The sequence below is a fragment of the Thermomonas sp. genome, from assembly GCF_020850895.1.
In the GTDB taxonomy this organism is placed as follows: Bacteria; Pseudomonadota; Gammaproteobacteria; order Xanthomonadales; family Xanthomonadaceae; genus Thermomonas.
In genome coordinates this window covers 47,091-69,071 of record NZ_JADZDS010000025.1, presented here as the reverse complement: position 1 = coordinate 69,071, position 21,981 = coordinate 47,091, and the positions used below count along the sequence as shown (strand labels likewise).

Annotated in this window: 20 protein-coding genes and 1 tRNA gene; 8 read left to right on the top strand and 13 right to left on the bottom strand. The window is 65.1% G+C overall.

Annotation, left to right across the window (positions count from 1 at the left end; all coding sequences use genetic code 11):
• A partial coding sequence (locus IT472_RS03015) for a CrcB family protein (RefSeq protein ID WP_297178148.1) occupies positions 1-335 on the top strand: 335 nt, incomplete at its 5' end.
• Between the two features lie 78 nt (positions 336-413).
• On the opposite strand, the gene IT472_RS03010 is transcribed toward IT472_RS03015, so the two are convergent.
• The 5 genes from IT472_RS03010 to IT472_RS02990 all read right to left on the bottom strand — a co-directional run bounded on the left by IT472_RS03010 (position 414) and on the right by IT472_RS02990 (position 5,506).
• A complete protein-coding gene (locus tag IT472_RS03010; protein ID WP_297178145.1) occupies positions 414-1,664 on the bottom strand; it encodes a dicarboxylate/amino acid:cation symporter in 1,251 nt (416 codons plus the stop codon).
• Positions 1,661-2,485 (bottom strand): L,D-transpeptidase family protein, encoded by an 825-nt coding sequence (locus IT472_RS03005; protein ID WP_297178142.1) that lies wholly within the window; start codon positions 2,483-2,485, stop codon positions 1,661-1,663. The genes IT472_RS03010 and IT472_RS03005 overlap by 4 nt, the downstream gene beginning before the upstream one ends.
• Before the next feature lie 32 nt (positions 2,486-2,517).
• Entirely contained in the window at positions 2,518-3,072 is a 555-nt protein-coding gene (locus tag IT472_RS03000; RefSeq protein WP_297178138.1) for a DUF3228 family protein, read from the bottom strand.
• Positions 3,073-3,127: 55 nt separating this feature from the next.
• Entirely contained in the window at positions 3,128-3,892 is a 765-nt protein-coding gene (locus IT472_RS02995) for an N-acetylmuramoyl-L-alanine amidase (protein WP_297178135.1), read from the bottom strand.
• Positions 3,893-4,051: 159 nt separating this feature from the next.
• A complete protein-coding gene (locus tag IT472_RS02990; RefSeq protein ID WP_297178162.1) occupies positions 4,052-5,506 on the bottom strand; it encodes a transglutaminase domain-containing protein in 1,455 nt (484 codons plus the stop codon).
• A gap of 230 nt (positions 5,507-5,736) precedes the next feature.
• Between IT472_RS02990 and IT472_RS02985 the strand changes: the two genes are divergently transcribed.
• Genes IT472_RS02985 through IT472_RS02970 form a run of 4 tightly spaced genes read left to right on the top strand, consistent with a single transcriptional unit; the run spans position 5,737 to position 10,213 of the window.
• Complete coding sequence (locus IT472_RS02985; protein ID WP_297178159.1) at positions 5,737-6,894, top strand: DUF819 family protein; 1,158 nt, start codon at positions 5,737-5,739, stop codon at positions 6,892-6,894.
• Positions 6,895-6,926: 32 nt separating this feature from the next.
• Complete coding sequence (locus IT472_RS02980; RefSeq protein ID WP_343231801.1) at positions 6,927-8,315, top strand: SH3 domain-containing protein; 1,389 nt, start codon at positions 6,927-6,929, stop codon at positions 8,313-8,315.
• Positions 8,316-8,354: 39 nt separating this feature from the next.
• Complete coding sequence (locus IT472_RS02975; RefSeq protein ID WP_297178132.1) at positions 8,355-9,479, top strand: dipeptide epimerase; 1,125 nt, start codon at positions 8,355-8,357, stop codon at positions 9,477-9,479.
• Positions 9,480-9,484: 5 nt separating this feature from the next.
• Positions 9,485-10,213: a M15 family metallopeptidase gene (locus IT472_RS02970; RefSeq protein WP_297178128.1), complete on the top strand. Its 729-nt coding sequence runs from the start codon at positions 9,485-9,487 to the stop codon at positions 10,211-10,213.
• Here IT472_RS02970 and IT472_RS02965 read toward each other — a convergent pair.
• On the bottom strand, positions 10,200-11,180 hold the full coding sequence (locus tag IT472_RS02965; protein ID WP_297178125.1) for a DUF3293 domain-containing protein: 981 nt from the start codon (positions 11,178-11,180) through the stop codon (positions 10,200-10,202). The two genes, IT472_RS02970 and IT472_RS02965, sit on opposite strands and share 14 nt — an antisense overlap.
• 107 nt (positions 11,181-11,287) lie before the next feature.
• On the opposite strand from IT472_RS02965, the gene IT472_RS02960 reads away from it, so the two are divergent.
• Entirely contained in the window at positions 11,288-13,252 is a 1,965-nt protein-coding gene (locus IT472_RS02960) for an HD domain-containing phosphohydrolase (RefSeq protein WP_297178122.1), read from the top strand.
• A 7-nt stretch (positions 13,253-13,259) separates the two neighbouring features.
• Here the strand turns inward: IT472_RS02960 and IT472_RS02955 are convergent, their stop codons facing one another.
• The 7 genes from IT472_RS02955 to IT472_RS02925 form a co-directional block, all read right to left on the bottom strand.
• Complete coding sequence (locus IT472_RS02955; protein WP_297178119.1) at positions 13,260-14,159, bottom strand: GGDEF domain-containing protein; 900 nt, start codon at positions 14,157-14,159, stop codon at positions 13,260-13,262.
• 72 nt (positions 14,160-14,231) lie between these two features.
• Positions 14,232-15,131, bottom strand: coding sequence for a DMT family transporter (locus IT472_RS02950; protein WP_297178154.1), 900 nt, complete (start codon positions 15,129-15,131; stop codon positions 14,232-14,234).
• Between the two features lie 85 nt (positions 15,132-15,216).
• On the bottom strand, positions 15,217-16,269 hold the full coding sequence (gene murB / locus IT472_RS02945; protein WP_297178116.1) for a UDP-N-acetylmuramate dehydrogenase: 1,053 nt from the start codon (positions 16,267-16,269) through the stop codon (positions 15,217-15,219).
• Positions 16,266-17,321, bottom strand: a complete 1,056-nt coding sequence (locus IT472_RS02940; protein WP_297178113.1) for a quinone-dependent dihydroorotate dehydrogenase — start codon at positions 17,319-17,321, stop codon at positions 16,266-16,268. Before IT472_RS02940 ends, murB begins: the two co-directional genes overlap by 4 nt.
• Before the next feature lie 4 nt (positions 17,322-17,325).
• The gene (locus IT472_RS02935) at positions 17,326-17,619 is read right to left on the bottom strand and encodes a DUF4190 domain-containing protein (RefSeq protein WP_297178111.1); all 294 of its coding nucleotides are present in this window, start codon (positions 17,617-17,619) and stop codon (positions 17,326-17,328) included.
• A 187-nt stretch (positions 17,620-17,806) separates the two neighbouring features.
• Entirely contained in the window at positions 17,807-19,339 is a 1,533-nt protein-coding gene (locus IT472_RS02930; RefSeq protein WP_297178108.1) for an aldehyde dehydrogenase family protein, read from the bottom strand.
• A 118-nt stretch (positions 19,340-19,457) separates the two neighbouring features.
• Positions 19,458-19,534, bottom strand: a tRNA-Arg gene (locus tag IT472_RS02925).
• A gap of 243 nt (positions 19,535-19,777) precedes the next feature.
• On the opposite strand from IT472_RS02925, the gene IT472_RS02920 reads away from it, so the two are divergent.
• The gene (locus tag IT472_RS02920; RefSeq protein WP_297178105.1) at positions 19,778-20,338 is read left to right on the top strand and encodes a gluconate 2-dehydrogenase subunit 3 family protein; all 561 of its coding nucleotides are present in this window, start codon (positions 19,778-19,780) and stop codon (positions 20,336-20,338) included.
• Positions 20,335-21,975, top strand: coding sequence for a GMC family oxidoreductase (locus IT472_RS02915; RefSeq protein WP_343231800.1), 1,641 nt, complete (start codon positions 20,335-20,337; stop codon positions 21,973-21,975). The genes IT472_RS02920 and IT472_RS02915 overlap by 4 nt, the downstream gene beginning before the upstream one ends.
• Positions 21,976-21,981: the final 6 nt, after the last annotated feature.

The window sequence follows — 21,981 nt, the reverse complement described above, 5'->3', positions numbered from 1 at the left end:
TCTGGCTGGGCGGTGTCCTGCTCCGCCACATGGGCAGTGGCCTGCCATGGGGGACGCTGGCCGCCAATCTGGGCGGGGCGTTCGCGGTCGGATTCCTGGCTGTCTGGCTCGAAGGCCGCGGGCCGCATGCGCTGTACTGGCGTGCCTTCCTGATCGTCGGCATTCTCGGTGGCCTGACGACGTTTTCCTCGCTGATGCTCGAATGCCTGCTGCTGGGTCGGGGTGGGCGTAACGAAGCCTTGGCCGGCTATCTGGGAACGACGCTGCTGGCAGGGATGGTGTTGGTCTGGCTGGGCGCGAAGATGGCCGAAGGACTGCGCCCACCGTTTGCCTGACGGTGGGACGTGTGCTGTGCGGGGTCCCTGCAGGGCGGTGCGCTGTTCTGGGACCGCCCTGCAGCAAGTCTTTTCCGCTCAAGCCGGTGTCGTTGGGGCAGAGTTGGACGCTTCGCTGCGCGCCGCCACCAGCGAGGTGACGGTCATGTCCGCGGTGGCATTACCGACCGTGGCCAGCACGTCGGGGATGGCATCCACCGCCATCAGCACTGGCAATGGCGCGATCGGCAAGCCCATGGCCGAGGTGATCGGCAGATTGGTGGCAAGGAAGATCGCCTGGCCGGGCAGCCCCACCGAGCCCATGCTGACCAGCACCGACAACGCAACGCCGGCGGCGAGTTGCGCGGGTGTGAGGTTGACGCCCAGCGCCCAGGCGATGAAACAGGCGGTGGCGATGTACTGGATGGGCGAGGTGATGCGGAACAGCGAGACCGCCATCGGCAGCACCAGCCCGGACACGCGTTCGGGATAGCCGAGTTTGTTGCTGGCGCTGTCGAGCATGGCCGGCAGGGTGGCCAGTGAGGACTGGGTGCTTGCGGCGACTGCCTGCACCGGCACCAGCCCGGCCATGAAATGGCGCAGGGTCTGGCGGCCGAAGGCAACCGCCATGCCGATGAGCAGCACCACCGCCAGCGCGTACAAGGCACATTCCAGTGCGATGTAGATTCCCAGTGCATGCAGCACGCCGAGGCCCGAACGTGCGGTGAGGGCGAACACCAGCGCGAAGATGCCCACCGGCGCGGCCCACAGCACCCAGCGCACGATCACGATCATGGCTTCGCTGATGGCCCTGAAGAAACCGACCACCTGCGCACGACCCGTGGGCTCGATGCGGGTCAGGGCAAAACCGAAGAACAATGCGAAGGTGACGAGCGGCAGCATTGCGCTGGCCACTGCGGCTGCGAGTGCGTTGCTGGGGATGATCGCGGTCAGCGCGGCAGCCCAGCCGGCATTGGCCGGCGGCAGTTCGTCGGCGTGGGCGCGCAGCGCGGCGGCCACGGCGGGGTCGGGTTGCAGCAGTGACAGCGCCAGCGGTGCGAGCACTGCGGTCATTGCCGCGGCCAGGGCCAGCAGGAGCAAGAACAGTCCGATGGATTGCTTGGCGACGCGACCGGAATGCGCGGCATCTGAAGCTTGATTGATGCCAACCACCACCAGTGAAAAGACCAATGGCACCACGGTCATCTGCAGGGCGTTGAGCCAGAGCTTGCCGAACGGTTCGACGACGACAGCCAGTTCCAGCCCCGTTTCCGGTTTTTCCAGTGCCAGCACGATCCCCAGTGCGATGCCGGCAGCGAGGCCGACGAGGACGCGGACGGTCTGGTTCATCGGCTGATCTCCGGCAGGTTCCACGACGATTTCAGGGCAAGGTATTGCGGTGTCGGCAACAACACGAACACCGGGTGTTTGCGTTGGTCCAGCCATGCCAGCAGCGCGTCCATGCTGTCCGCCGACATCGCGGTGCAGCCGGCTGTGGTGCCTTGTGGGTCGTTCCACAGGTGGGCGAAGATGCAGCTGCCACCACGCCGCACCTTGCCGTCGAGGTTGTGTTCGATCACGAAACCTTCGCGGTAGCGTTGGTCGCCGTCCAAGTGCAGGTCGCGGCGCATCGGTTCACTGGACTGGTCGAGCAGCGGCGCGCGCACCGCGCTGCGATCGATGATGCGGTTGTAGTAGGCCGAATCGGGCACGTCGATGCACCAGTCGTTGCCGGTCATGGCTTGGTACGGCAGCCCGGTCCGGGCGCTGTTTGCATAGCCGAAGGCGGTGCCGATGGCGAACACGCCGGCCGGCGCACGGCCGTCGCCCTCGCGCTTGACCGGGCCGTCGGTGCGCGCATCGCTCAAGCCCACGCCCCAACCGCTGCCGCTGCGGCCGAGGGCGACCGGCATGGCGTCACCCACCTGCGTCCATGCACCGGCCACGCGTTCGAACCGACGCAGCTCGCCGTGGGTGCTGCTCCAACCGGCGCTGGTCACCAACACCAGTTGCTGCGCGTCGTCCCACGCCCTGGCCTCGGTTGCAGCGGCGAGGGGCTGGTGGGTACATGCAGACAGCAGCACGGCCATCAGCAGGAGCCGGGCACGGCGGGCAATTGTCAGGATGATGGGGCGCTGTGTGGTCTGGTCAAGGTTGTGGATGACTGGCATGGTGGTTGCGGGGCTCGGTGGGGTGTCGGATGTCATCGCCAGTTGGCATGGCGTTCCCAGAATGCGACGCTTTGCTTGTAGGCGTGGCGGTCCAGTGCGATTCCGGAGCCGCCTTCGGCGACGCCCAGTGCATTGCGCATCCGGGTGATCGGCGCCATCGGGAGTTCCTCCGGCTCCTGCGTGTACAGGCAGCCCACCACGCCCCAGTCGGCGTCGATCACGGTGCCTTCCTGCGCCAGCTGGATGCGGTCGTAAAGGATTGGGATCAGGAATCGGGCCACCGGGGGTTCGATGCCTTCGAACCAGCGCACCAGCACTGGCAGTTCATCGCGATTGCGCGCCTCGTATGCCGTTTGCAGCAGGTGGCGGTTGGCGTCCGTGATGGCGATGACCGAGCAGCGGGTCGTGGTCCAGTTTGGATGGACGTGGAGCGTGCAGAACGGCGCATAGCCTTCGAGGACCCGCTGCGGCGGTTCGGTGTTGAGGCGATCGATGAATTGGTCCGGCGTGCAGTCCTGGATGGCAGTGCGGCGTCCATCGCGTGGAAACAGCCGGGCGCGGGCGAAATCGGTCAGGACGATGGACATCGTGGGCGTGGCTTCAAGGCAAGGCTGCAGGGTAGCCCACGCACGGCCGTGTGTGTCATTGGGTTGGCCGCTTGGCGCGTTGTGCAGCCAGGTTGGCGAGGATGCGGAGGTCCTGGGCATCCAGCGCGGTCGCCCTGTCGCCCCGGTAGTGCTCACGGTAGGCGCGCACAGCGGCAGGACGATCATCGAGGGCATAGCCTATGGCGGACAGCGCGAGCCAAGGATCGAAACCGGCCGGCGGCTCACCAAGCTCGCCGCGTGGCCACAAGCCATAACCGGCTGCCGCCAGGCGCGACCATGGGAACCGAGGCCCAGGGTCCTGCTTGCGGCTTGGCGCCATGTCGGCGTGGCCAATGACCTGTGTCTTGGGAATCATCAGGCGGGTGGTGAGGTCGTCAAGTAGCCGCAGCAGGCTTTCAACTTGGGGTTCGGCAAAGTCCGAGGCACCGTCGTTGTCCAACTCGATTCCGATGGATGCAGAGTTGAGGTCGGTGATCGTGCCCCAACGTCCGTTGCCGGCGTGCCATGCGCGTGCGCCATCGGGCACGAGTTGGAAAATCCGTCCATCCTTGCCGATCAGGTAATGTGCGCTGACCGGCCCGGTGCTGTTTTCGCCGCGCAGGGTGGACAGGCTTTCCTCCACCGAATGTTGCTGGGTGTAGTGCAGCACGATGATGACGGCATGGCGCTGGTCGAAGTTGGCCGACGGTACCCAGGTGGCGATCGGGTTTCGTCGTTGGACGGTGGTGCAGGCGGCAAGCAGTGCCAGCGCGAAGGTCGCGGCGAGTGTGCAGCAGCGGTGGCGTGGGAGATGCATCATTCCTGCTGCCTTTGCCGTGGCAAGACGGGGTTGCCGAGGTTCTTTGGCTTTCCAGGGCAACGCTGATGTAGTCAGCATTGCCCCAGGGGATTGGGGATAAGGTTGGACGGCGCGGCCCATGCGTGGTCTTCCTGCCGTTGCCGGTGTGGTGTCGATTGTTCAGTGGGTGGTGTGGTGTTGCCGTTCCGACAGGACGCGCCAATCGAATCGGTAATCCAGTTGGTCGAAGTAGATGTTGCCGCCGTCCCATTCGGCTTCCCCGCGCTGCGAGTCCACGGTGTCGGAACGAAAATGCCGCTTGGGTGGCTGGAAGGCGCGTCCGAAATCGGAATTGAAGGCGATCCTCCAGTTGTCGAGGCCACCCAGGTAAAACCAGCGCAGGTCGGCGTCGCCGGGAAGGTTCCCGTCCAGTTGCCCGGTGGTGACATCCATCGGCACCCAGCCCCAGGGTGGAAGGTAGACGAAACCCCAATCGTGGATGTTGTCGTAACCTGAGCCATCGTCGGAAAACACCATCCCGGACTGCCAGCGCGCCGGGATCCCGTTCAGGCGCAGCAGGGTGATCAGCAGCAGGGTCTGCTGGCCGCAGTCGGCATGGCCGGCGTGCAGGGCGTAGTCGCTGATGTTGGAGATGGTCGAGTATTCGCGCGCGCCCGCCCAGGGGATCGTGTCCACCGCGGCAAAGAGCTTCTGAGCGATGCGGTAGGGATTGCGTTCGCCGCCGACGATGCGTTCGGAAAATGCACGCATCGCCGAGGTGAAGACGACGTGCGGAGCCAGTTCTTCCACGTACGGCGCAAGCGCCGGCGTGAGCGTGATGGGTTCGGCGCGGCCGGGGTCCAGCCGGTGGTCCTGTGCGAAAAGGGTCACCTCATAGGTGACCGAGAACTGGGTTTCCCGTCCCGACTGCGCGGGCAGCTCCAGGTGGATGGTGCGTTGTGGCCCGGATTCTGCCGGGAGTTCATGCCGAGCCGGGATGCTGGCGACGTAGCGGACGGCTTCCTGTTGGCCCGGAATTTCGAGTGGGTAGGGTATCCATGCGCGAACCGCCTTTCCTGCCGGAACCGCATCGGCGGCGACCGTCAGTGTTTGCGTCATCCGTACCCGGATCGGCAAGACGCTGGAATTGCCGCTGGCCAGGGTTGCGGCGTGGATGCTGCGATGGCGGGGATGGAGGGATTCCATGGGACCTTGTGCCAGCGGCGCCTGCACGGCGCGTCGTCCACGCGCTTCCGGGCTGAGTTGGATCAGGTTGCCTGCCGAGCGGTTGAAGTAAAGCACCCGTCCGTCGATTGTCATGCGTTCGAACAGGCCGTCGCGATCCCAGCGGGAGAATTCGTCCTCGCGCAGGTCGGGGATGAGTCTGCGCACGCGGGTGGCCAACGCGGCACGGTCCAGGGTGAAATCCAACAGGATGCGGCGCATGCGCTCGCGCTGGAACAGCAATGCCGTGCGATCCGCTTCGGCCAGGCCCGGATTGGCAAGCAAACGGTCGATCGTGGCCTGGGCATCGTGGAAGTTCCCGCGATCGATGGCGGCAATGATCGCGGGTGGCGCGGCGGGTGGTTGCGCGGATGTCCGATCCCCGGCATGGGCAACGAACGGCAGCAGCATCGCAAGCAGCCAGCGTGGCCAGCGTGCTTTGGGACGACTCTGTTCTGAAGCAGGGCGTGCTGCCACTCATCACTCCTGAAGCTCTGGCACGTGGACATCGCGGCAGAGGATTCACAGCCATGATCCGGCAAATATTCCACGGACGAATGGATCTGGCAAAGGGCTGGCCTATTCCTTTTTCCCGCGATGTGCGCTTTCATGCCGGCTTTGCGGCTTGTTGGGGGGCGGCGGTGATCGAAGGCGTCTGGCCCTATCTTGCCCTGATGCTCCTGGTCGCCGGGGCGTTCCCGGCGTTGGAGCGACGCAGCGGCTGGCGCATGTTCAAGGTGTTGCCGCCGGTTGTGCTGGTGTACCTGACGATCACTGCACTGGCGGCGTCCGGTGCGTGGACGATCAACGAACCCATCAGTGAGGCGCAGGGCGCGCTGATCATGATGGGCGTGCCCGCGCTGCTGTTCCTGCTGATGATCCACTGCAACCTGCGCGCCATCTTCGGGCTCGGTTCGCGCGTGCTGGGCGTGTTCTTCTCCACGACCTTCAGTCTGTTCGTCGCCTTCCTCGTCGTCTTCTTGCTGTTCCGTCCATGGTTGGCAGGCAACGCGTGGCAACCCTTGGCGGCGCTATCGGGCAGTTGGGTGGGCGGGACTGCGAACCAAATTGCGGTCAAGCAGGCGATTGGGATGTCGGACCAGTTGTTGGGCATGTCGTTGCTGACCGACGCCCTGTGCTATTCGGTCTGGGTGGTGGTCCTGTTTTCGATTGCCCGGCTGGCCCCGGCGTTCAACCGCTGGACGCGCGCCACGTCGTCGGGCGACTTGCCGGATGTCGTGGCGCGACCGACCGGGCCACTGCATTGGGACGGCGTGCTGCTGTGGCTGGGCGCCGCGCTGGCGGTGGCCCTGCTGTCGCAATGGTTGGCTGGGTTGCTTCCCGCGTCCGGCATCGTCAGCGCCAAGACCTGGGCGATCCTGCTGGCGACCGCACTCGGGTTGGTCGTGGCCCACACGCCACTGGCCGGCTTTGCCGGCTCCAGCCAGGTATCGTCTGCGCTGTTGATGCTGGTGGTGGCGGTGCTTGCATCGCAGAGCAATTTCCATGGCATCGCCGCCGCGCCGATGTATGTGCTCGCAGGGGCATGCATCCTGCTGATCCATGCGCTGGTGCTGGCCGTCCTCGCGCGGCTCTTCCATTTCGACCTGTACCTGTGCGGGATCGCCTCGCTGGCACATGTGGGCGGCGTGGCTGCCACCCCGGTGCTGGCCGCGAGTTATGCCCCGCCGCTGGTGCCGGTGGGTATCCTGCTGGCATTGCTCGGTTACCTGCTGGGTACCGGCTTCGGTTTGATGATGGCGGGCATCATGTCGGCGCTGGCGCTGCCAGCGGCCTGACTCTGGAGGAAGGGCGGATGCGCGGCGTGACGATGTGGATTCCGATGTTGGCGATGTCCCTGTGCTGCGATGCGGCGATCGCGAGACCGCCGGTCGATCCGTTGCCGTTACCGACCTCCGGCGTCATCGGAGTCCAAGAAGCGCAACTCGCACCGGCATTCTGGATCAGGCGGCTTCGACAGCCTGATGCGAACATCCTGACGCCTGCGGAAATCACCGCGGCCAACGCGCGGATGCTGAGGTTGGAGCCTTCGTTGCACGATCTTGCGTCCTTGCCCGACCTGCTCCCGCGGGCGTGGGTTCTGGGGCGGATCGAAGGCGTTTCGCGAATCCCGGCCGGGGAACTGTTCGACGAGGAGGGCCAACGTTTTCCGCAAGCGATGCGGGCGCAATGGCAGGCATCGCTTGCGCTGGATCGCGTGGCCGAGCACGTTCCCGTGCGCTTTGGCTTGGTCATCCTGCGGGCGTCCCTGCGAGCGTTCCCGACCGAATTGGGGGTGTTCACGAAACCGGGCGATACCGACATCGACCGGTTCCAGGAAACGGCGGAGTTCCCGGGAACGCCGGTGGCGGTGGTCCACGAAAGTGCCGATGGGCGCTGGTTGTTTGTGGCCAGCCCGCGCTACGCCGCATGGACCCAGCGCGAAAATATCGCGCTGGGCACCCGCGCCGACGTGCTGGGCTATGCGGCCCGTACGCCATTCCGGGTCGTCACCGGGGCGCGGGCAGAGACCGTGTTCACCCCTGAGGCTCCGCAGGTGTCGCGTCGCGAATTCGACATGTCCACCCGCCTGCCGCTGGCGATTGGGCTTGCGCCTGACCTCCCGGTCAATGGACAGACTGCCTATGCAGCGTGGGCCCTCTCCCTGCCGATTCGCAACGACGATGGCAGCCTCGCTTTCCTGCCCGCACTGGTGCCGAAGAGCGCCGACACGGCCGCGGGCTATCTGCCGTATACCCGCGCCAACCTGATCCGCCAGGCGTTCAAGTTCCTCGGCGAGCGCTACGGCTGGGGCCATGCTTACGATGGTCGCGACTGCTCGGGGTTCGTTTCCGAGGTGTTTGCCAGCATGGGCATCCTGCTGCCGCGCAACACCAGCCGACAGGCCGTGAGCCCCGGTGTGGTGCACCGGCTGTTCGGGACGACGGACAGCCGTGCCGACCGCTTGGCTGCGGCGCAGGCGCTCGACGTGGGTGATCTCGTTTACATCCCTGGTCACGTAATGCTGGTGATCGGTCGCCTGCATGGACAGCCGTACGTGATCCACGATGTCACCGGGATGCGGTATCGAAATCCGGATGGCAGCCAGGCCACTGTCCGACTCAATTCCGTGGCGGTCACGCCGCTGTTGCCCCTGCTGTTCGATTCCGATGCGACGTTCATCGACCGCATGACCAGCATCGTGCGGATTCGCCGCTGATCCAGCCGATACTGTGGACTCCTGCCCGGAGGTGGAGTGATGAAAATCGTCGGTGTCCGGCTTGCCATGCTTCGGGTGCCCCTCAAGACGCCATTCAAGACCGCCTTGCGCACCGTGGAGTCGGTGGAGGACGTGGTCGTCATGGTCGACACCGACACCGGCCACGTCGGATTCGGCGAAGCACCTGCAACCGCGGTCATCACCGGGGACACCCACGGTTCGATCATCGATGCGATCCGCTATTACATCGCACCGCCACTGGTTGGCATGGAGGTCGCCGACCTCCAACGCATCACCCGGAGCGTGCAGTCCGCGCTCGAGAAGAACACGAGCGCCAAGGCCGCGGTGGAAATCGCCGTCCATGACCTGTGGGGGCAACTCCATGGGGCACCACTGTATAAGTTGCTGGGTGGTGGAGATCCGGTGGTCACCACCGACATCACCATCAGTGTGAATGCCATCGAGACGATGGTGGCCGACTCGATAAGCGCCGTCGATCGTGGCTTCGGCGCACTGAAGCTCAAGGTCGGAAAAGACATTGCCGTGGACATCGAGCGAGTCAAGGCGATCCATGCCGCCGTGGGCGGGCGCGCCCTGCTGCGGCTGGACGCCAACCAAGGCTGGACGGCAAAGCAGGCGGTCTCTGCCTTGCTGGCGCTGGAGGATGCCGGCATTCCGCTGGACTTGGTTGAGCAGCCTGTGAAGGCACGGGACATCGCCGGCTTGCGCTACGTCAGCGAACGCGTGCAAACGCCGGTCATGGCCGATGAAAGTGCTTATGGTCCACTGGAAGTCCTTGAATTGATCCGCAGGCAAGCTGCCGACATCATCAACATCAAGCTGATGAAGGCGGGCGGAATCTCCAACGCTCTCCGCATGGCTGACATCGCCAGCCTGCACGGGATCGAATGCATGATGGGCTGCATGCTGGAGTCGTCGATCAGCGTGGCTGCAGCGGTCCACTTGGCGGTGGCGCGGTCCGACACCATCACCCGGATCGATCTCGATGGTCCCTCCCTGTGCACCTTCAATCCGGTGGTTGGTGGGGTCGTCTTCGACGAATCCAGGATCTCCGTCCCGGATGACTCCGGTCTCGGGATCCGTGACGTCCGTGGGCTGGAGGCGATCACGATGCCCGAAGCGTGCCGCGGTGCGGGAGGATGAGTGGCATGGGACGGCGCAAGGAACGTGTTTGCCTCGTGCTGGCGGGATGGCTCGCGGGCATCTTCCCGGGTGCGGCCCAGTCGCCGACGCTGTCGCCAGCCACGACCCGCCAGCAGGCGGGATTGGTCGACATCCAGTCGGTGGTGAAGGGAATCGATTTGGACATGCGGTATTTCGGCAGCCACAACTTCGTTGGTCGTCCGATCACGGGGTATCTGGCGCCACGGTGTTGGCTAAAACCGGAAGCGGCGGCAGCGCTGGCACGGGTCGAATTGGCATTGCGCCGGCGACACCAACGCCTGCGCATCTTCGATTGCTATCGCCCGGCGCGCGCCGTGGCCGAATTCGTGCGCTGGATGGCCGACCCGACGGACTTGGTCGGCAAGGCAGAGTTCTATCCTGGCTTGGACAAGTCGCAGCTGAGCGGAACGTACATTGCCCCGGTCTCGGGCCACAGCCGCGGGGCGACGGTGGACCTCACGATCCTGCAATGCAATGCGGAGGGGGCCGAGTGCCAGCCGCTCGACATGGGGACCGGCTTCGATTTCTTCGGCACGCGTGCGCATACCGACGCCCCCGAGGTGAGTCCACGGCAGCGGGCCAACCGCAATCGCCTGCGCAATGCCATGCAAGCACAGGGATTTGCCAACCTTCCCGAGGAGTGGTGGCACTACCGTCTCAACCCAGAGCCCTCGCCACATCTGTACTACGACGTGGAGATCACCGGTCCCTGAGTGGAGGCGAGACCACGGGAGCCCGATGCGCCGGATGCAGCACCAGACGAGCAGGCTGGCCGAGTTCGAGCGCGACCAAGGCATGCTGCCGGTAGCGGATCAGCAGGGTGTCGTCGACATCGGGTGGGGTGTCGATGGCGAGCAGGCCCGGTTCGCTGGGCCAGTGGCCTTCCGGATCGTGGCTTTCGGCAATGATCGTCGTGATGCCGAGTGCTTCGAGTTCCGCATGCATGAGTTGCTGGCGCAGGACGTTTGCGGCAGGCGGGAGTTGCACGCTGCAGGGATTGTGGGCGGTGAGGATGCTGGCGTGCCGTGCGCCGTGCCGTGCGAGTTCGCCATCCAACTCGGGGCAGGGCATTCCGATGTGCAGGCTGCAGCCAAGTGGGGGAATGCGGTAGCGGGCAGCCAGATAGGCATTGCGCAGGGCTTCAGGCAGGGGTGGCGGCGATCGTTCGTTCGCGGTCGGCAGCGGCAGGTCGAATTGCCGGAGTGCCGCGAAGGTGGCCGAATCCGGCAAGCCGATTCCTTCCGGGTCGCCGGCGACGTACAGAGTGACATGCGGGCACGTGTCAGGAAGTGAAAGGCCGGCAATTGTGGCCAATGCGTCCCTGAAGGCGGTGAACGCCGGCATGTCGATGCGTTCGACCAAGCTGGTGCAGGGCAGGGGCGCCGTGCCATCGTGCTTCAGCTTGGCCAGAACGCTGCCTGCGCCGGTGCGCTTGACGGTCCAGTCGAACCCAGTTGCGATCCGGTGGATTCGCGCATCGTCCAGCCGTTCCCGCAGCGCGGAAGCATGCGTGCGGCCCAGCAGGGTGACGTGGAGCTCGGATTTGCGCAGCAGTCGCGTGCCCGCGAACTCCAGCACCGGGGCTTGCGGCCAGTCGGAGCCATCGGCCACGGGCAACAACAACGCTTCCCCGTGGAAACGCGGCTGGGCCAGGTTGCCTGCATGCGTGGCTGGAATCATGCAGGCATTGTGTCAAAGCGCGGATGGGACGGGTCGCGCATGTTGCCTCGTCCTGTCTGTGGGCCGCAGACTACACTCGCGGCAGATTCTGGATCTGGAGCCATGCCATGGCGCGCAGGCAACTCAGTTTTCCACTGTACATTCACATCACCCTGTTGGCGGTCGTGTTGGTGGTGCTGACGGGTGAATCACTACGCTGGTTCGGCGACGCCATCCCGGGGGCGTGGGAATTCTTCCTGCTGGTGGCGCTGGCGGCTTCGATTGCCCTGCTGGTTTCCCGCCGTATCGTGGCCCCACTGGCACGGCTCGCGCAGGAAGCCGAGGCGGTGCGGCGGTTTGATTTCAGCGACCACCCGGTGGTGCGATCCTCGGTGCGTGAAATCGACGCCTTCGGCGCAGCGTTCGACCTGATGCGCGACGCGGTACGGCGGTTCCTGCGGATCAATCAGCAATTGGTGACCGAGACCGATTTCGATCGATTGCGGCCATGGTTACTGGACAAACTTGTGGACATTGCCGAGGCGCGTGGTGGAGCGCTTTACCTGGCCGATGCCAGCGGCGCGCTGCGCATCACCGCGCTCGACGTCGAAGGCGGCAAGGCCAAGCCGGCGCCCGACCTGCCGCCACTGTCTCCGCAGCATTTGCCCTTGCTGATGGAAGCAGCCTGCAAGGCATCCAGGCCATTGAGCGGGCACCTGAGCGTGGAGGAGTTGTGCACGCTCGGCCTGGACGAGCAGCTTGCGAAGCCGACCATGCTGGCGTTGCCGTTGCGAGACCGCCACGATCAGTTGCTCGGCATGCTGCTGTTGTTCAAGGACGAGGAGATCAACGAGGCCAGCATCCGTTTCATCGAGGCCTTGGCCGCCAGCGCGGCGACCTCGCTTGAAACACAGGAGCTGGTCAAGGAGCAGAAGGCGCTGCTGGAAGCAACCATCCGCATGATCGCCGGGGCCATCGACGACAAGAGCCCGTACACCGGCGGTCATTGCGCACGCGTGCCGGAGCTCACGTTCATGCTGGCGCGCGCGGCCTGCGCACAGGACAGCGGGCCGTATGCCGATTTTGCGATGAGCGAGGAGCGCTGGGAGCAGTTGCATCTGGCGGCGTGGCTGCACGACTGCGGCAAGGTGATCACGCCCGAATACATCGTCGACAAGGCCACCAAGCTGGAGACCGTCCACAACCGCATCCACGAAGTGCGCACCCGTTTCGAGGTGCTCAAGCGTGATGCCTGGATCGCTTACTGGAAGGGCGTGGCCGAAGGCGGTGAGGAGGCATTGCTGGCGCAGCAACGTGATGCCTTGCTGCAGACGCTGGACGAGGAATTCGCGTTCGTCGCGCGCTGCAACGTGGGTGGCGAATTCCTGCCGACCGAGCAGAAAGATCGCCTGCGAGGAATCGGCGCGCGGCGCTGGCTGCGTACCCTGGATGATCGGCTGGGATTGTCAAGGGACGAACTGGAGCGCATGCCTCGGCCAGCACCGATGCTACCGGTCGAAGAGCCGCTATTGGCCGACCGGCCCGAGCACCGCGTCCCGAGGAACGAAGCGGAGCGGATTCCGGAGGACAACCGCTGGGGCTTCCGGATGGCTGTCCCGGAATTGCTCTACGACCGTGGCGAATTGCATAACCTGACGATCAGCCGTGGCACGTTGACCGAGGAAGATCGCTACAAGATCAACCAGCACATCGTGCAGACGATCAAGATGCTGGGTGAACTGCCGTTGCCGCGGCACCTGCGCGAGGTGCCGCAGATCGCCGGAGGCCACCACGAGAAGATGGACGGCACCGGTTATCCCTGCCGGCTCGACCGCAGCCAGCTGAGCGTGGAAGCGCGGATGATGGCGATCGCCGACATCTTCGAGGCGCTCACCGCCGCGGATCGTCCGTACAAGTCCGGCAAGACGCTCTCGGAATCCATCGCCATCATGGCGAAGATGTGCAAGGACCAACACATCGACCCCGAGCTTTTCGAATTGTTCCTGCGCGCCGGTGTGCACAACGAGTATGCCAACCGCTACCTCAAGCCGGAGCAGATCGATGCGGTACGGATCGAGGATTACCTGCCCTGACCCGCGTTCAATCTTCGACGCAGACCCGGTTGCGGCCTTCGCTCTTGGCCCGGTACAGCGCGGCATCGGCGGCGGCCATCAACGGCCCACGGGCTGCGCGGTCGGGGGACAGGCTGGCGACGCCAATGCTGATGGTGATCCGTTGCGGCGTACCGCCCGGGGTGAATACCGCGTCTGCGACCGCAGCACGCAGGCGTTTGGCCAACTGGATGGCATCCGCAAGCGTGCATTCGGGCAGCAGCAGGGCGAATTCCTCGCCACCGATGCGCGCTGCCACGTCCTCGCCGCGGGCATGCTGGCGCACGAGCGCGCCGATCCCGCGCAGCACCTCGTCGCCGGCGATGTGCCCATGGCGGTCGTTGATCGGCTTGAACAGGTCGACGTCGATGATGCACAGCGCCAGCATGCGGTCGTGGCGCGCAGCGCGCGCGATCTCCTTGTCGGCCATCTCGCAGAAGTAGCGACGGTTGTGGAGCTCGGTCAACGGGTCCTGCACGGCCAGTTGGTAGATTTCCTCGTGGTAACTGGCTTCCACGCTGTCCTGGGCGATGAACTTGAGAATGCTCTCGCCGACGGTGATGCGGTCACCGTCACCCAGTAGCGCATCCTGCTCGACGCGGGCATCGTTCAGTCGGGTGGGGTTGGTGGCGCCCAAGTCGCGGATGCGGAAGCGACCGCCGTCATTCCAGATCCGGCAGTGCTGGCGGGAGACGCTCTTGTGCTCGATCACGAGGTCCGCTTCCTGGCTGCGCCCGATCAGGACCGGCCGGCCACGGAGATCGATGCGTTTGCCGAGGCCTTCGCCGTGTATCACCACCACGCAGGCCAAGCGCGGGGTCGGCTGGGCCGGACCCGCACTGAACAGGGTGTGGTTGCTCGTGTCGTCGTGCGGGGAATCGCTGTTCATGCAGGGATGCAAGGTGTGACGCCGAAAAGTGTAGCCGTGAATGCGGCGCAGCCGGGTGTCGCGCCGCACGGATCAGACGACCGGCGGGTTGTCCTTGCTGACGGCCTGCGAAGCCGCTTGTTTTGCCAAGAGCGATTCGCGGCGAGCGATGTAGAAGGTGGAGGCGAGGATGATCCCGGCGCCGAGCATGGTTGGCGTGTCGACGAGTTCGTCGAACAGCAGCCAGCCGGCGAAGGTGACCACCGGCAATTGGGTGAAGCTGATGGGCGTCAGTGCCGATAATTCGCCGAGCTTGAGTGCTCGGGTCCACAGCAATTGCCCAGCGGTGCCCATCAGCCCGGCCATGGCCAACCACAGCCAGTCGATGCCCAGCGGCGTGCGCCAGACGAACAGGGTGGGCAGCAGGGTCATCGGCACCCACAGGGCATAGGTCCAGAAGACAATCGTGTCGGCCTTGTCGACCGCCGAAAGTTGCTTGATCTGCACCGCCACGAGTGCACTGAGAATCGCTGCGGCGACCGCGACCAGTGACTGCGCACTGAACGCCTGCGAGTACGGGCGCACGATCACCAGCACGCCGATGAAGCCCACGATCACCGCGGCCCAGCGGCGTGCGCGCACGCGTTCGCCCAGCATCAGGATTGCGGCGATGGTGACGAAGATCGGCGAGGAATAATTCAGCGCGATGGCCTGCGCCAGCGGCAGGTGGGCAATCGCCCAGAACCCGCAGAACATCGCGGCCACGCCAATCGCACAGCGCACCGGATACCGCGGTAACTGTTCGGTGTGCACGCTGGCGAGGAAGGCGTGCACGGGTCGACCCTGTGCGCGCAGCGGCCAGAACAGCAAGGTCAGCAGGATGATGAATCCGAAGGCGACGCGGAAGAAGGCGATTTCCCACGTCGGCATGCGGGCGGAGGCCAGGCGGATGAAAATCGCCATCAGGCCGAAACCGAAGGTACTGGCCAACATCAGCAGCGCGGCGCGGGCGTGGGTGCCGCGGGCGTGGCTCACGGGGAAAGCCCGTCCCGAGATCGGGAAAACACGGCGCAAGGGCTTACCACGTGGCCCCGATGATGCGCGGTTCGGGCTGCAGGGCGATGCCGAATCGGGCATGCACGTCGGCGGCGACGCGGCGCGCAATGTCCAGCAATTGCCTGCCGCTTGCCATGCCGTGGTTGACCAGCACCAGTGCGTGGCTGGCCGCAATCCCGGCGTCGCCCTCGCGGCGGCCCTTCCAGCCGCTGCGATCGATCAGCCACGCAGCAGAGAGCTTGCGCGTGTCCGGTGCGTCCCCTGGATAGCATGGCAGGTCCGGGTGATCGGCCAGCAGCGCCTGGGCCGCCGCGGCAGGCAGGATCGGGTTCTTGAAGAAACTGCCGGCATTGCCGAGCACATCCGGATTGGGCAGCTTGCGACCGCGAATGCGCATGACTGCCTCGGCCACCTGCGAGGCACGCGGCGCGCCGGCGATGCCCATGGCCCGCAGTTCGTCGGCCAATCCTGTGTAGTCCAAGCGCGGCGTGTAGGCATGCGGCAACCGGAACTCGACCGCGCTGACGATGAAGTGGTCCGGATCGTGCTTGAACAGCGAATCGCGGTAGGCGAATGCACAGTCGGTGCCGGTCAGCCGCACGAATCCGCGATGGGAGCGATCGTAGGCTTCCACTGCATGCACGTGCTCGCGCACTTCGACTCCGTAGGCACCGATGTTCTGGATTGGTGCGGCTCCGACCGTGCCCGGAATCAGCGCCAGATTCTCCAGTCCAGAGAGGCCATGCCCCAGGGTCCACAACACCAGATCGTGCCAGACCACACCGGCGTCGGCGCGGACGATCGTTGTCTCGCCGTCGTCATCAAGCAGGCGAATGTCGCGGGTGGCAAGGGACAACACGATGCCTTCGGGATCGGCCGCGAACAGCAGGTTGCTGCCGCCGCCGAGCACCAGCGGGCAGGTTCCAGTCGGCATGGCCGTAGCGAACAGTTCAGGCAGGACCGATGCGCGCGTCACCTCGACCAACAGTGGGGCCACGGCAGGCACGCCGAAGGTATTGCGCGCCCGCAGCGGCGCATTTTCGATGATGCGATAGCCGTCGACGCCGGCGTTCATTCCAGAGGCAGGGCGCCGCTGCGGGCTTCCTTACGCCTCCGCAGGGCTTCCACGCATTCGCCGATCAGCACAGGACCGCGATAGACCAGGCCTGTGTAGGTCTGCACCAGCACGGCACCGGCCGCCTGCTTGGTGGCGGCATCGGCGCCTTCCATGATGCCGCCGACGCCGATCAGCGGGATGTTGTCGGGCAGGCGGGTACGCAGCATGCGCAAGGTGGTGGTGGCCCGCGCCATCAATGGCGCCCCGGAGATGCCGCCGGCTTCGTCGACGTGGCGCGAATCTTCCACGCCATCCCGCGAAACCGTGGTGTTGGTGGCGATCACGCCGTCCACCTGCAGGTCGCCGAGCACCCGGGCCGCGGCATCGATGTCGGTTTCGACTAGGTCGGGTGCGACCTTCACCAGCAGTGGCACATGCTTGCCGTGGATCCCGGCGAGCTTTTCCTGCTCGTCACGCAACGTGCCAACCAACTGGCGCAACGACTGCTCTTCCTGCAGTTCACGCAACCCGGCGGTGTTCGGCGAGGAAATATTGACTGCAACGTAGTCAGCCAATGGGTACACCTTGCGCAGGCAATGCAGGTAATCCTTGCTGGCTTCCTTGTTCGGCGTGCCCTTGTTGCGGCCGATATTGATGCCCAACAGGCCATCGCCGCGACGCTTGGCCCGCTCGACGTTGCGCACCAGCGCGTCAACGCCGCCGCTGTTGAAGCCCATGCGGTTGATGATCGCACGCTCGCGTTCGAGCCGGAACATGCGTGGCCGATCGTTGCCGAATTGCGGCTTGGGCGTGACCGTGCCGATTTCAATGAAGCCGAAGCCCAATGCCAGCAGGGCGTCGATGTGGGCACCATCCTTGTCGAGCCCGGCAGCAAGCCCGACCGGATTGGGGAAGGTCAGCCCGAACGCCTTGGTCGGCAGGGGCTTGGTCGGCTTTGCGAGCAGCGAAGGCAGCCTGCAGCGGTACGAGGCCTGCAGGCCGGCAAGCGCCAAGCCATGCGCCAGCTCAGGGTCGATCAGGAACAGCAGGTGACGGCCGAATGCGTACAAGTCGTCAGTGCCCCGCGCCCACGAAGGTGAGTATCGCAGCCAGGCCACCGAAGAACACGATGACCGCGAGGATGATCAGGACCGTCATGACGACGACCAAGTATCCAAGCACCAGCCCGGCCACGGCCATGCCGTCACCCTCCTGGGTGTCGGGGGAGCGCCGGATTTCACTGCGCGCCATGTGGCCGGTGATGATTGCGACCAGGCTTCCAAGGAATGGCAGCAGGGTCCAACCCAGGAGGCCGCTGACTAGACTGACCACCGCGAGTGCATTGGTTTGTCGTACTGGAACATTCATGACCTGACCCTGCAGTTGGCATCGGCTTGCCGGCGGAAACAGCGGACTGGGCATCACCGGCGAGGGCATGCCCAATTGGTGCATGACAGATGCGCATCCGGATAGCTTCGTGGCGGCCTCATTATTATGACCCCGACACGTGCATGCCTACCCGGGTTGCCCGTCCTTTGCCTGGATGACAGCTTACTCAAATGTCGAACTTGATCCCCTGTGCCAGCGGCAGCGCGTCGGAATAGTTGATTGTATTGGTCTGTCGGCGCATGTAGGCCTTCCAGGCGTCGGAGCCGGATTCGCGACCACCGCCGGTCTCCTTTTCGCCACCGAAGGCGCCGCCGATTTCCGCACCGCTGGTGCCGATATTGACATTGGCGATGCCGCAATCGGAACCCGCCGCCGACAGGAACGCCTCGGCGCGCTTGAGGTTGGTGGTGAAGATCGAGGACGACAGGCCCTGCGGCACGGCGTTCTGCATCTCGATCGCATCGGCCAGGTCGTCGTACTGCATGACATACAGGATCGGCGCAAAGGTCTCGTGCTGGACGATCTCGGCATCGTTGCTCAGGCCGGTGACGATCGCCGGCAGCACGAAATTGCCGGGGCGGTCGATGGCGCTACCACCGGTCTCCACCTTGCCGCCTGCGGCCTTGGCGTGGGCAATCGCATCCAGATAGGCATCGACACCGTCACGGCTGTTGAGCGGGCCCATCAGGTTGGCCGGGTCGGTGGGGTCGCCGATCTTGCCCTCGACCTGCTTGTAGGCGGTGATCAGCTTGGCCAGCACATCGTCGTAGCGCGAGGCGTGGACGATCAGGCGACGGGTGGTGGTGCAGCGCTGGCCGGCGGTGCCGACCGCGCCAAACACAATCGCCGGGATCGCCAGGGTCAGGTCGGCGGTTTCATCCACGATGATCGCGTTGTTGCCGCCCAGCTCCAGCAGAGAGCGCCCCATCCGGCGCGCGCAGCGCTCGCCGACCATGCGGCCGATCCTGGTGCTGCCGGTGAAGCTGATCAGCGGCACGCGCTTGTCGTCGACGAACGCCTGCGCAAGATCGCTGCCGGCATCGTTGAACAGGAAGAAGATGTCCGGGAAGCCGCCCTTGCGGAGCGCTTCATTGCAGATCTTCATCGAGGCGATGGCCGACAGCGGGGTCTTCGGCGAGGGCTTCCAGATGCTGATGTCGCCGCAGACCGCCGCGATGAACGAATTCCACGCCCACACCGCGACCGGGAAATTGAACGCGCTGATGATCCCGACCAGGCCGATCGGATGCCACTGCTCGTACATGCGGTGGCCGGGGCGTTCGCTGTGCATGGTCAGGCCGTACAGCTGACGTGACAGGCCGACGGCAAACTCGCCGATGTCGATCATTTCCTGCACTTCGCCATCGCCCTCGGGCTTGGACTTGCCCATCTCCAGCGCGACCAACGAGCCGAGCGCATCCTTGTGCGCGCGCAGGGCGTCGGCGCACAGCCGGATCGCCTCGCCGCGGCGCGGAGCCGGGGTGGTGCGCCAAACCCTGAAGGCCGCCTGGGCGCGTTCGACGATGGTGTCGTAGTCGGCCTTGGACGAGGCATGGACGTGGCCCAACACCTCGCCGGTGGTCGGGTTCACCGGCTCCAGCACGCCGGCGTCGCGGGTCTCGGACCATTCGCCATTGCCGAGATAGGTGCCGGATTCGACGGCGGAAAGACCAAGTGCGGTGAGGACAGGGTGGGACATGGGAACTCCTAATGCCGAAATGTGAACCGTCATCCCGACGAGGGTAGGCAGCCAAGTACGTCGTCTTCCGACGGTGAATCGTCCTTGGATATCCGCTCGCACGGGCATGACAAACGCGTGGCGACCCCGGCCCGATTCGAACGGGCGACCTTCCCCTTAGGAGGGGGACGCTCTATCCAGCTGAGCTACGGGGCCATGGCTGCGCATTATCGCAGCAGGGTCCAGGTTCAGCCAATCCGCCGATGATCCCTGCGATTGGTCCTGGGCGTCTTGTCAAAATGGCCAGGTAGATTGTGCACTCTGCCGATGGCAGCGGGAGATGGGCCTGAAGCCTTCTGGTTCCCCGGCAGGTCCAGTGCGCATTGACACAGATTGCGCTCTTCGATAGTGATGCGTCGCAATGCACTTGATTGCAGGGCACGAGGGGAGGCATGGCGCATGACCAACACGGGCAATCGCGTAGGCTCCAACGGGGATCCCACTGTGCGGCAGGCGGATTCCGGCGCACCGGTCTCCCCGGGGCGTCGACGCGCCATGCGTCTGCTGGCGCTCGCTGCGATCGCAATGGCTGCGGGCGAACTGCCGGCCTTGGCCGGCCAGGCCGACATCGGGATCGATCAGTATGCCGGCACGTTTGTTGCCTTTTGCGACACCCTGATTCCGGCCGATGAATTGACCCCTGCGGCTTCGGCACTGGGGGTTCCAGCGGCCATTCTTGCCGATGTGCGCGGCAACGCGCTGGCGGAGCGATTGCTGGCCGCAGGCTGCAAGTGGCTGGATGCTGTGTGCGCAGGACGTTTTCTGGACGCGGACGATGCTGCCCGGCATGCGGCCTGCGTGCGCATGGCAGGAGAGCCATGGGAGTCTCCTGCGGGCCGTTTCTTCCAGCTGATGCGCAATACCGTGATGGCGGATTACTACGCACAGCCACAGGCGTGGCGGGGGCTGGCATTGGATCGGCCACCACAGCCACTGGGTTTTTACGAGGCGATCGCATGAACGCCACGCAGCAGTACGACGCGGTTGTCGTGGGTGCAGGCGCAGGCGGGGCTGCCGCTGCATGGAGGATGGCAATGAAGCGTTGGCGCGTGCTCTTGGTCGATGCTGGGCCAGCATTCGATCCGGCGCATGACTATGCGCTGGACCAGCCGGACTGGGAGCGAAGGCAATTCCCCCACAAGCCGGGAAGCCTTGGGGAAACCAGTTTTGCGCCCATGCAATCTCTTGATCCGGCGCTGGCTGACCTGCGTTCGTGGAGCCTGGGTCAAGGTGTGACCAACCACGGCACGGAACGTACGGTGTCGGGACCGGGATACCACCATGTCCGCGGCATCGGCGGCAGCACCCTGCATTTCGTCGGGGAGTCCCATCGGATGAATCCCGCGTCGATGCAGATGCACAGCCGTTTCGGCGTCGGCGCGGATTGGCCAGTCAGCTACGCCGATCTGGAGCCGTATTACCTCGAGGTCGAGCGTTTCCTTGGCGTTGCAGGACCGGACGAGCCGCGTGATCGGTGGCGGAGTGCCCCGTATCCACTGCCTGCGCATCCCCTGTCACGGGCATCGCGCAAACTGGCTACCGGGGCTGCGGCGCTGGGCCTGGACTGGGATCCGAATCCCCGCTGCGCACTGTCGCGGCCCTACGATGGTCGGCCTCCCTGCAATTACTGCGGAGGCTGCACGCTGGGATGCCCGCGCCGTGACAAGGCCTCCGCCGACATCACGTTCGTGGCAAAGGCGCGAGCCAGCGGCCATTGCGACATACGTCCCAACACCACCTTGGTGCGCATCGTGCGTGGGGCCAGGCGACGCGTCGATGCGGTGGAACTGCTGGGGGAAGGGGGCAGACAGCGCGTGTTGACGAAGCGCTTGGTGCTGGCGGGTGGGGCCATCGAGACGCCGCGGATGTTGCTGCTGGAGCCAGGGTTGCTCCCAACCGGCAGCCAAGTGGGGCGCAATTTCTTGGAAAGCGTCGCTTGGACCAGTGTCGGGCGTGCAGATGAGCCGCTCCTCAGTTTCGGCGGATTGCCAGCCGATGCCATCAGTTGGAAGCACAACCGTCCCGATGCCGTGCCCGGTGTCGTGGGGGGCTTTCGCGTCAGCGCGGCGATCCACGAATCCGGCATGGTGGGAGCGATTGCGCACGCGCAACGGGCGGTTCCGGGCTTCGGCATCGAACATAAGCAACAGCTGCGCCAAGCGGTTGGAAGCACGGTTGCGACCGGGGCGGTCGGGGAGAGCTTGCCCAGCGCGCGGTCCTGGGTCGACCTCGATCCCCAACAGCGCGATGCCCTCGGGCGCCCCTTGGCGCGCATCCATTCGCACGTCGATTTGATGACGGTGCGACGCCTGCGCGCGATGGCCGAAGTGACCCGGGGATTGCTGAAATCCAGCGGTATTCCAACGCTGGTCGAGGAATACGGAACCTACGACTACTTCTCCTCTGCCCATGTCTTTGGCACCTGTCGCATGGGCACTGATCCCAGGAAGTCGGTGGTGGACGCTGACTTGCGCGTCCACGGGTTCGATAACTTGTATGTCTGCGATGCCAGCGTGTTCCCGAGTTCGGGTGGCGGGGAGGCCCCGACGCTGACGATCCAGGCACTGGTGCTTCGAGCCGTCGACCGGATGGGGTAACGGGTG

Excerpts from the sequence above, each read along its gene's own strand:
- IT472_RS02990 (WP_297178162.1), bottom strand. The coding sequence starts at position 5,506 with ATGCTGCTGCCGTTCGTTGCCCATGCCGGGGATCGGACATCCGCGCAA.
- murB (WP_297178116.1), bottom strand. The coding sequence starts at position 16,269 with ATGAACGCCGGCGTCGACGGCTATCGCATCATCGAAAATGCGCCGCTG.
- IT472_RS02980 (WP_343231801.1), top strand. The coding sequence starts at position 6,927 with ATGTGGATTCCGATGTTGGCGATGTCCCTGTGCTGCGATGCGGCGATC.
- IT472_RS02950 (WP_297178154.1), bottom strand. The coding sequence starts at position 15,131 with ATGTTGGCCAGTACCTTCGGTTTCGGCCTGATGGCGATTTTCATCCGC.
- IT472_RS02915 (WP_343231800.1), top strand. The coding sequence starts at position 20,335 with ATGAACGCCACGCAGCAGTACGACGCGGTTGTCGTGGGTGCAGGCGCA.
- IT472_RS03010 (WP_297178145.1), bottom strand. The coding sequence starts at position 1,664 with ATGAACCAGACCGTCCGCGTCCTCGTCGGCCTCGCTGCCGGCATCGCA.
- IT472_RS02920 (WP_297178105.1), top strand. The coding sequence starts at position 19,778 with ATGACCAACACGGGCAATCGCGTAGGCTCCAACGGGGATCCCACTGTG.
- IT472_RS02960 (WP_297178122.1), top strand. The coding sequence starts at position 11,288 with ATGGCGCGCAGGCAACTCAGTTTTCCACTGTACATTCACATCACCCTG.
- IT472_RS02970 (WP_297178128.1), top strand. The coding sequence starts at position 9,485 with ATGGGACGGCGCAAGGAACGTGTTTGCCTCGTGCTGGCGGGATGGCTC.
- IT472_RS02955 (WP_297178119.1), bottom strand. The coding sequence starts at position 14,159 with ATGAACAGCGATTCCCCGCACGACGACACGAGCAACCACACCCTGTTC.
- IT472_RS02965 (WP_297178125.1), bottom strand. The coding sequence starts at position 11,180 with ATGATTCCAGCCACGCATGCAGGCAACCTGGCCCAGCCGCGTTTCCAC.
- IT472_RS02975 (WP_297178132.1), top strand. The coding sequence starts at position 8,355 with ATGAAAATCGTCGGTGTCCGGCTTGCCATGCTTCGGGTGCCCCTCAAG.
- IT472_RS02935 (WP_297178111.1), bottom strand. The coding sequence starts at position 17,619 with ATGAATGTTCCAGTACGACAAACCAATGCACTCGCGGTGGTCAGTCTA.
- IT472_RS03000 (WP_297178138.1), bottom strand. The coding sequence starts at position 3,072 with ATGTCCATCGTCCTGACCGATTTCGCCCGCGCCCGGCTGTTTCCACGC.
- IT472_RS03005 (WP_297178142.1), bottom strand. The coding sequence starts at position 2,485 with ATGCCAGTCATCCACAACCTTGACCAGACCACACAGCGCCCCATCATC.
- IT472_RS02930 (WP_297178108.1), bottom strand. The coding sequence starts at position 19,339 with ATGTCCCACCCTGTCCTCACCGCACTTGGTCTTTCCGCCGTCGAATCC.
- IT472_RS02995 (WP_297178135.1), bottom strand. The coding sequence starts at position 3,892 with ATGATGCATCTCCCACGCCACCGCTGCTGCACACTCGCCGCGACCTTC.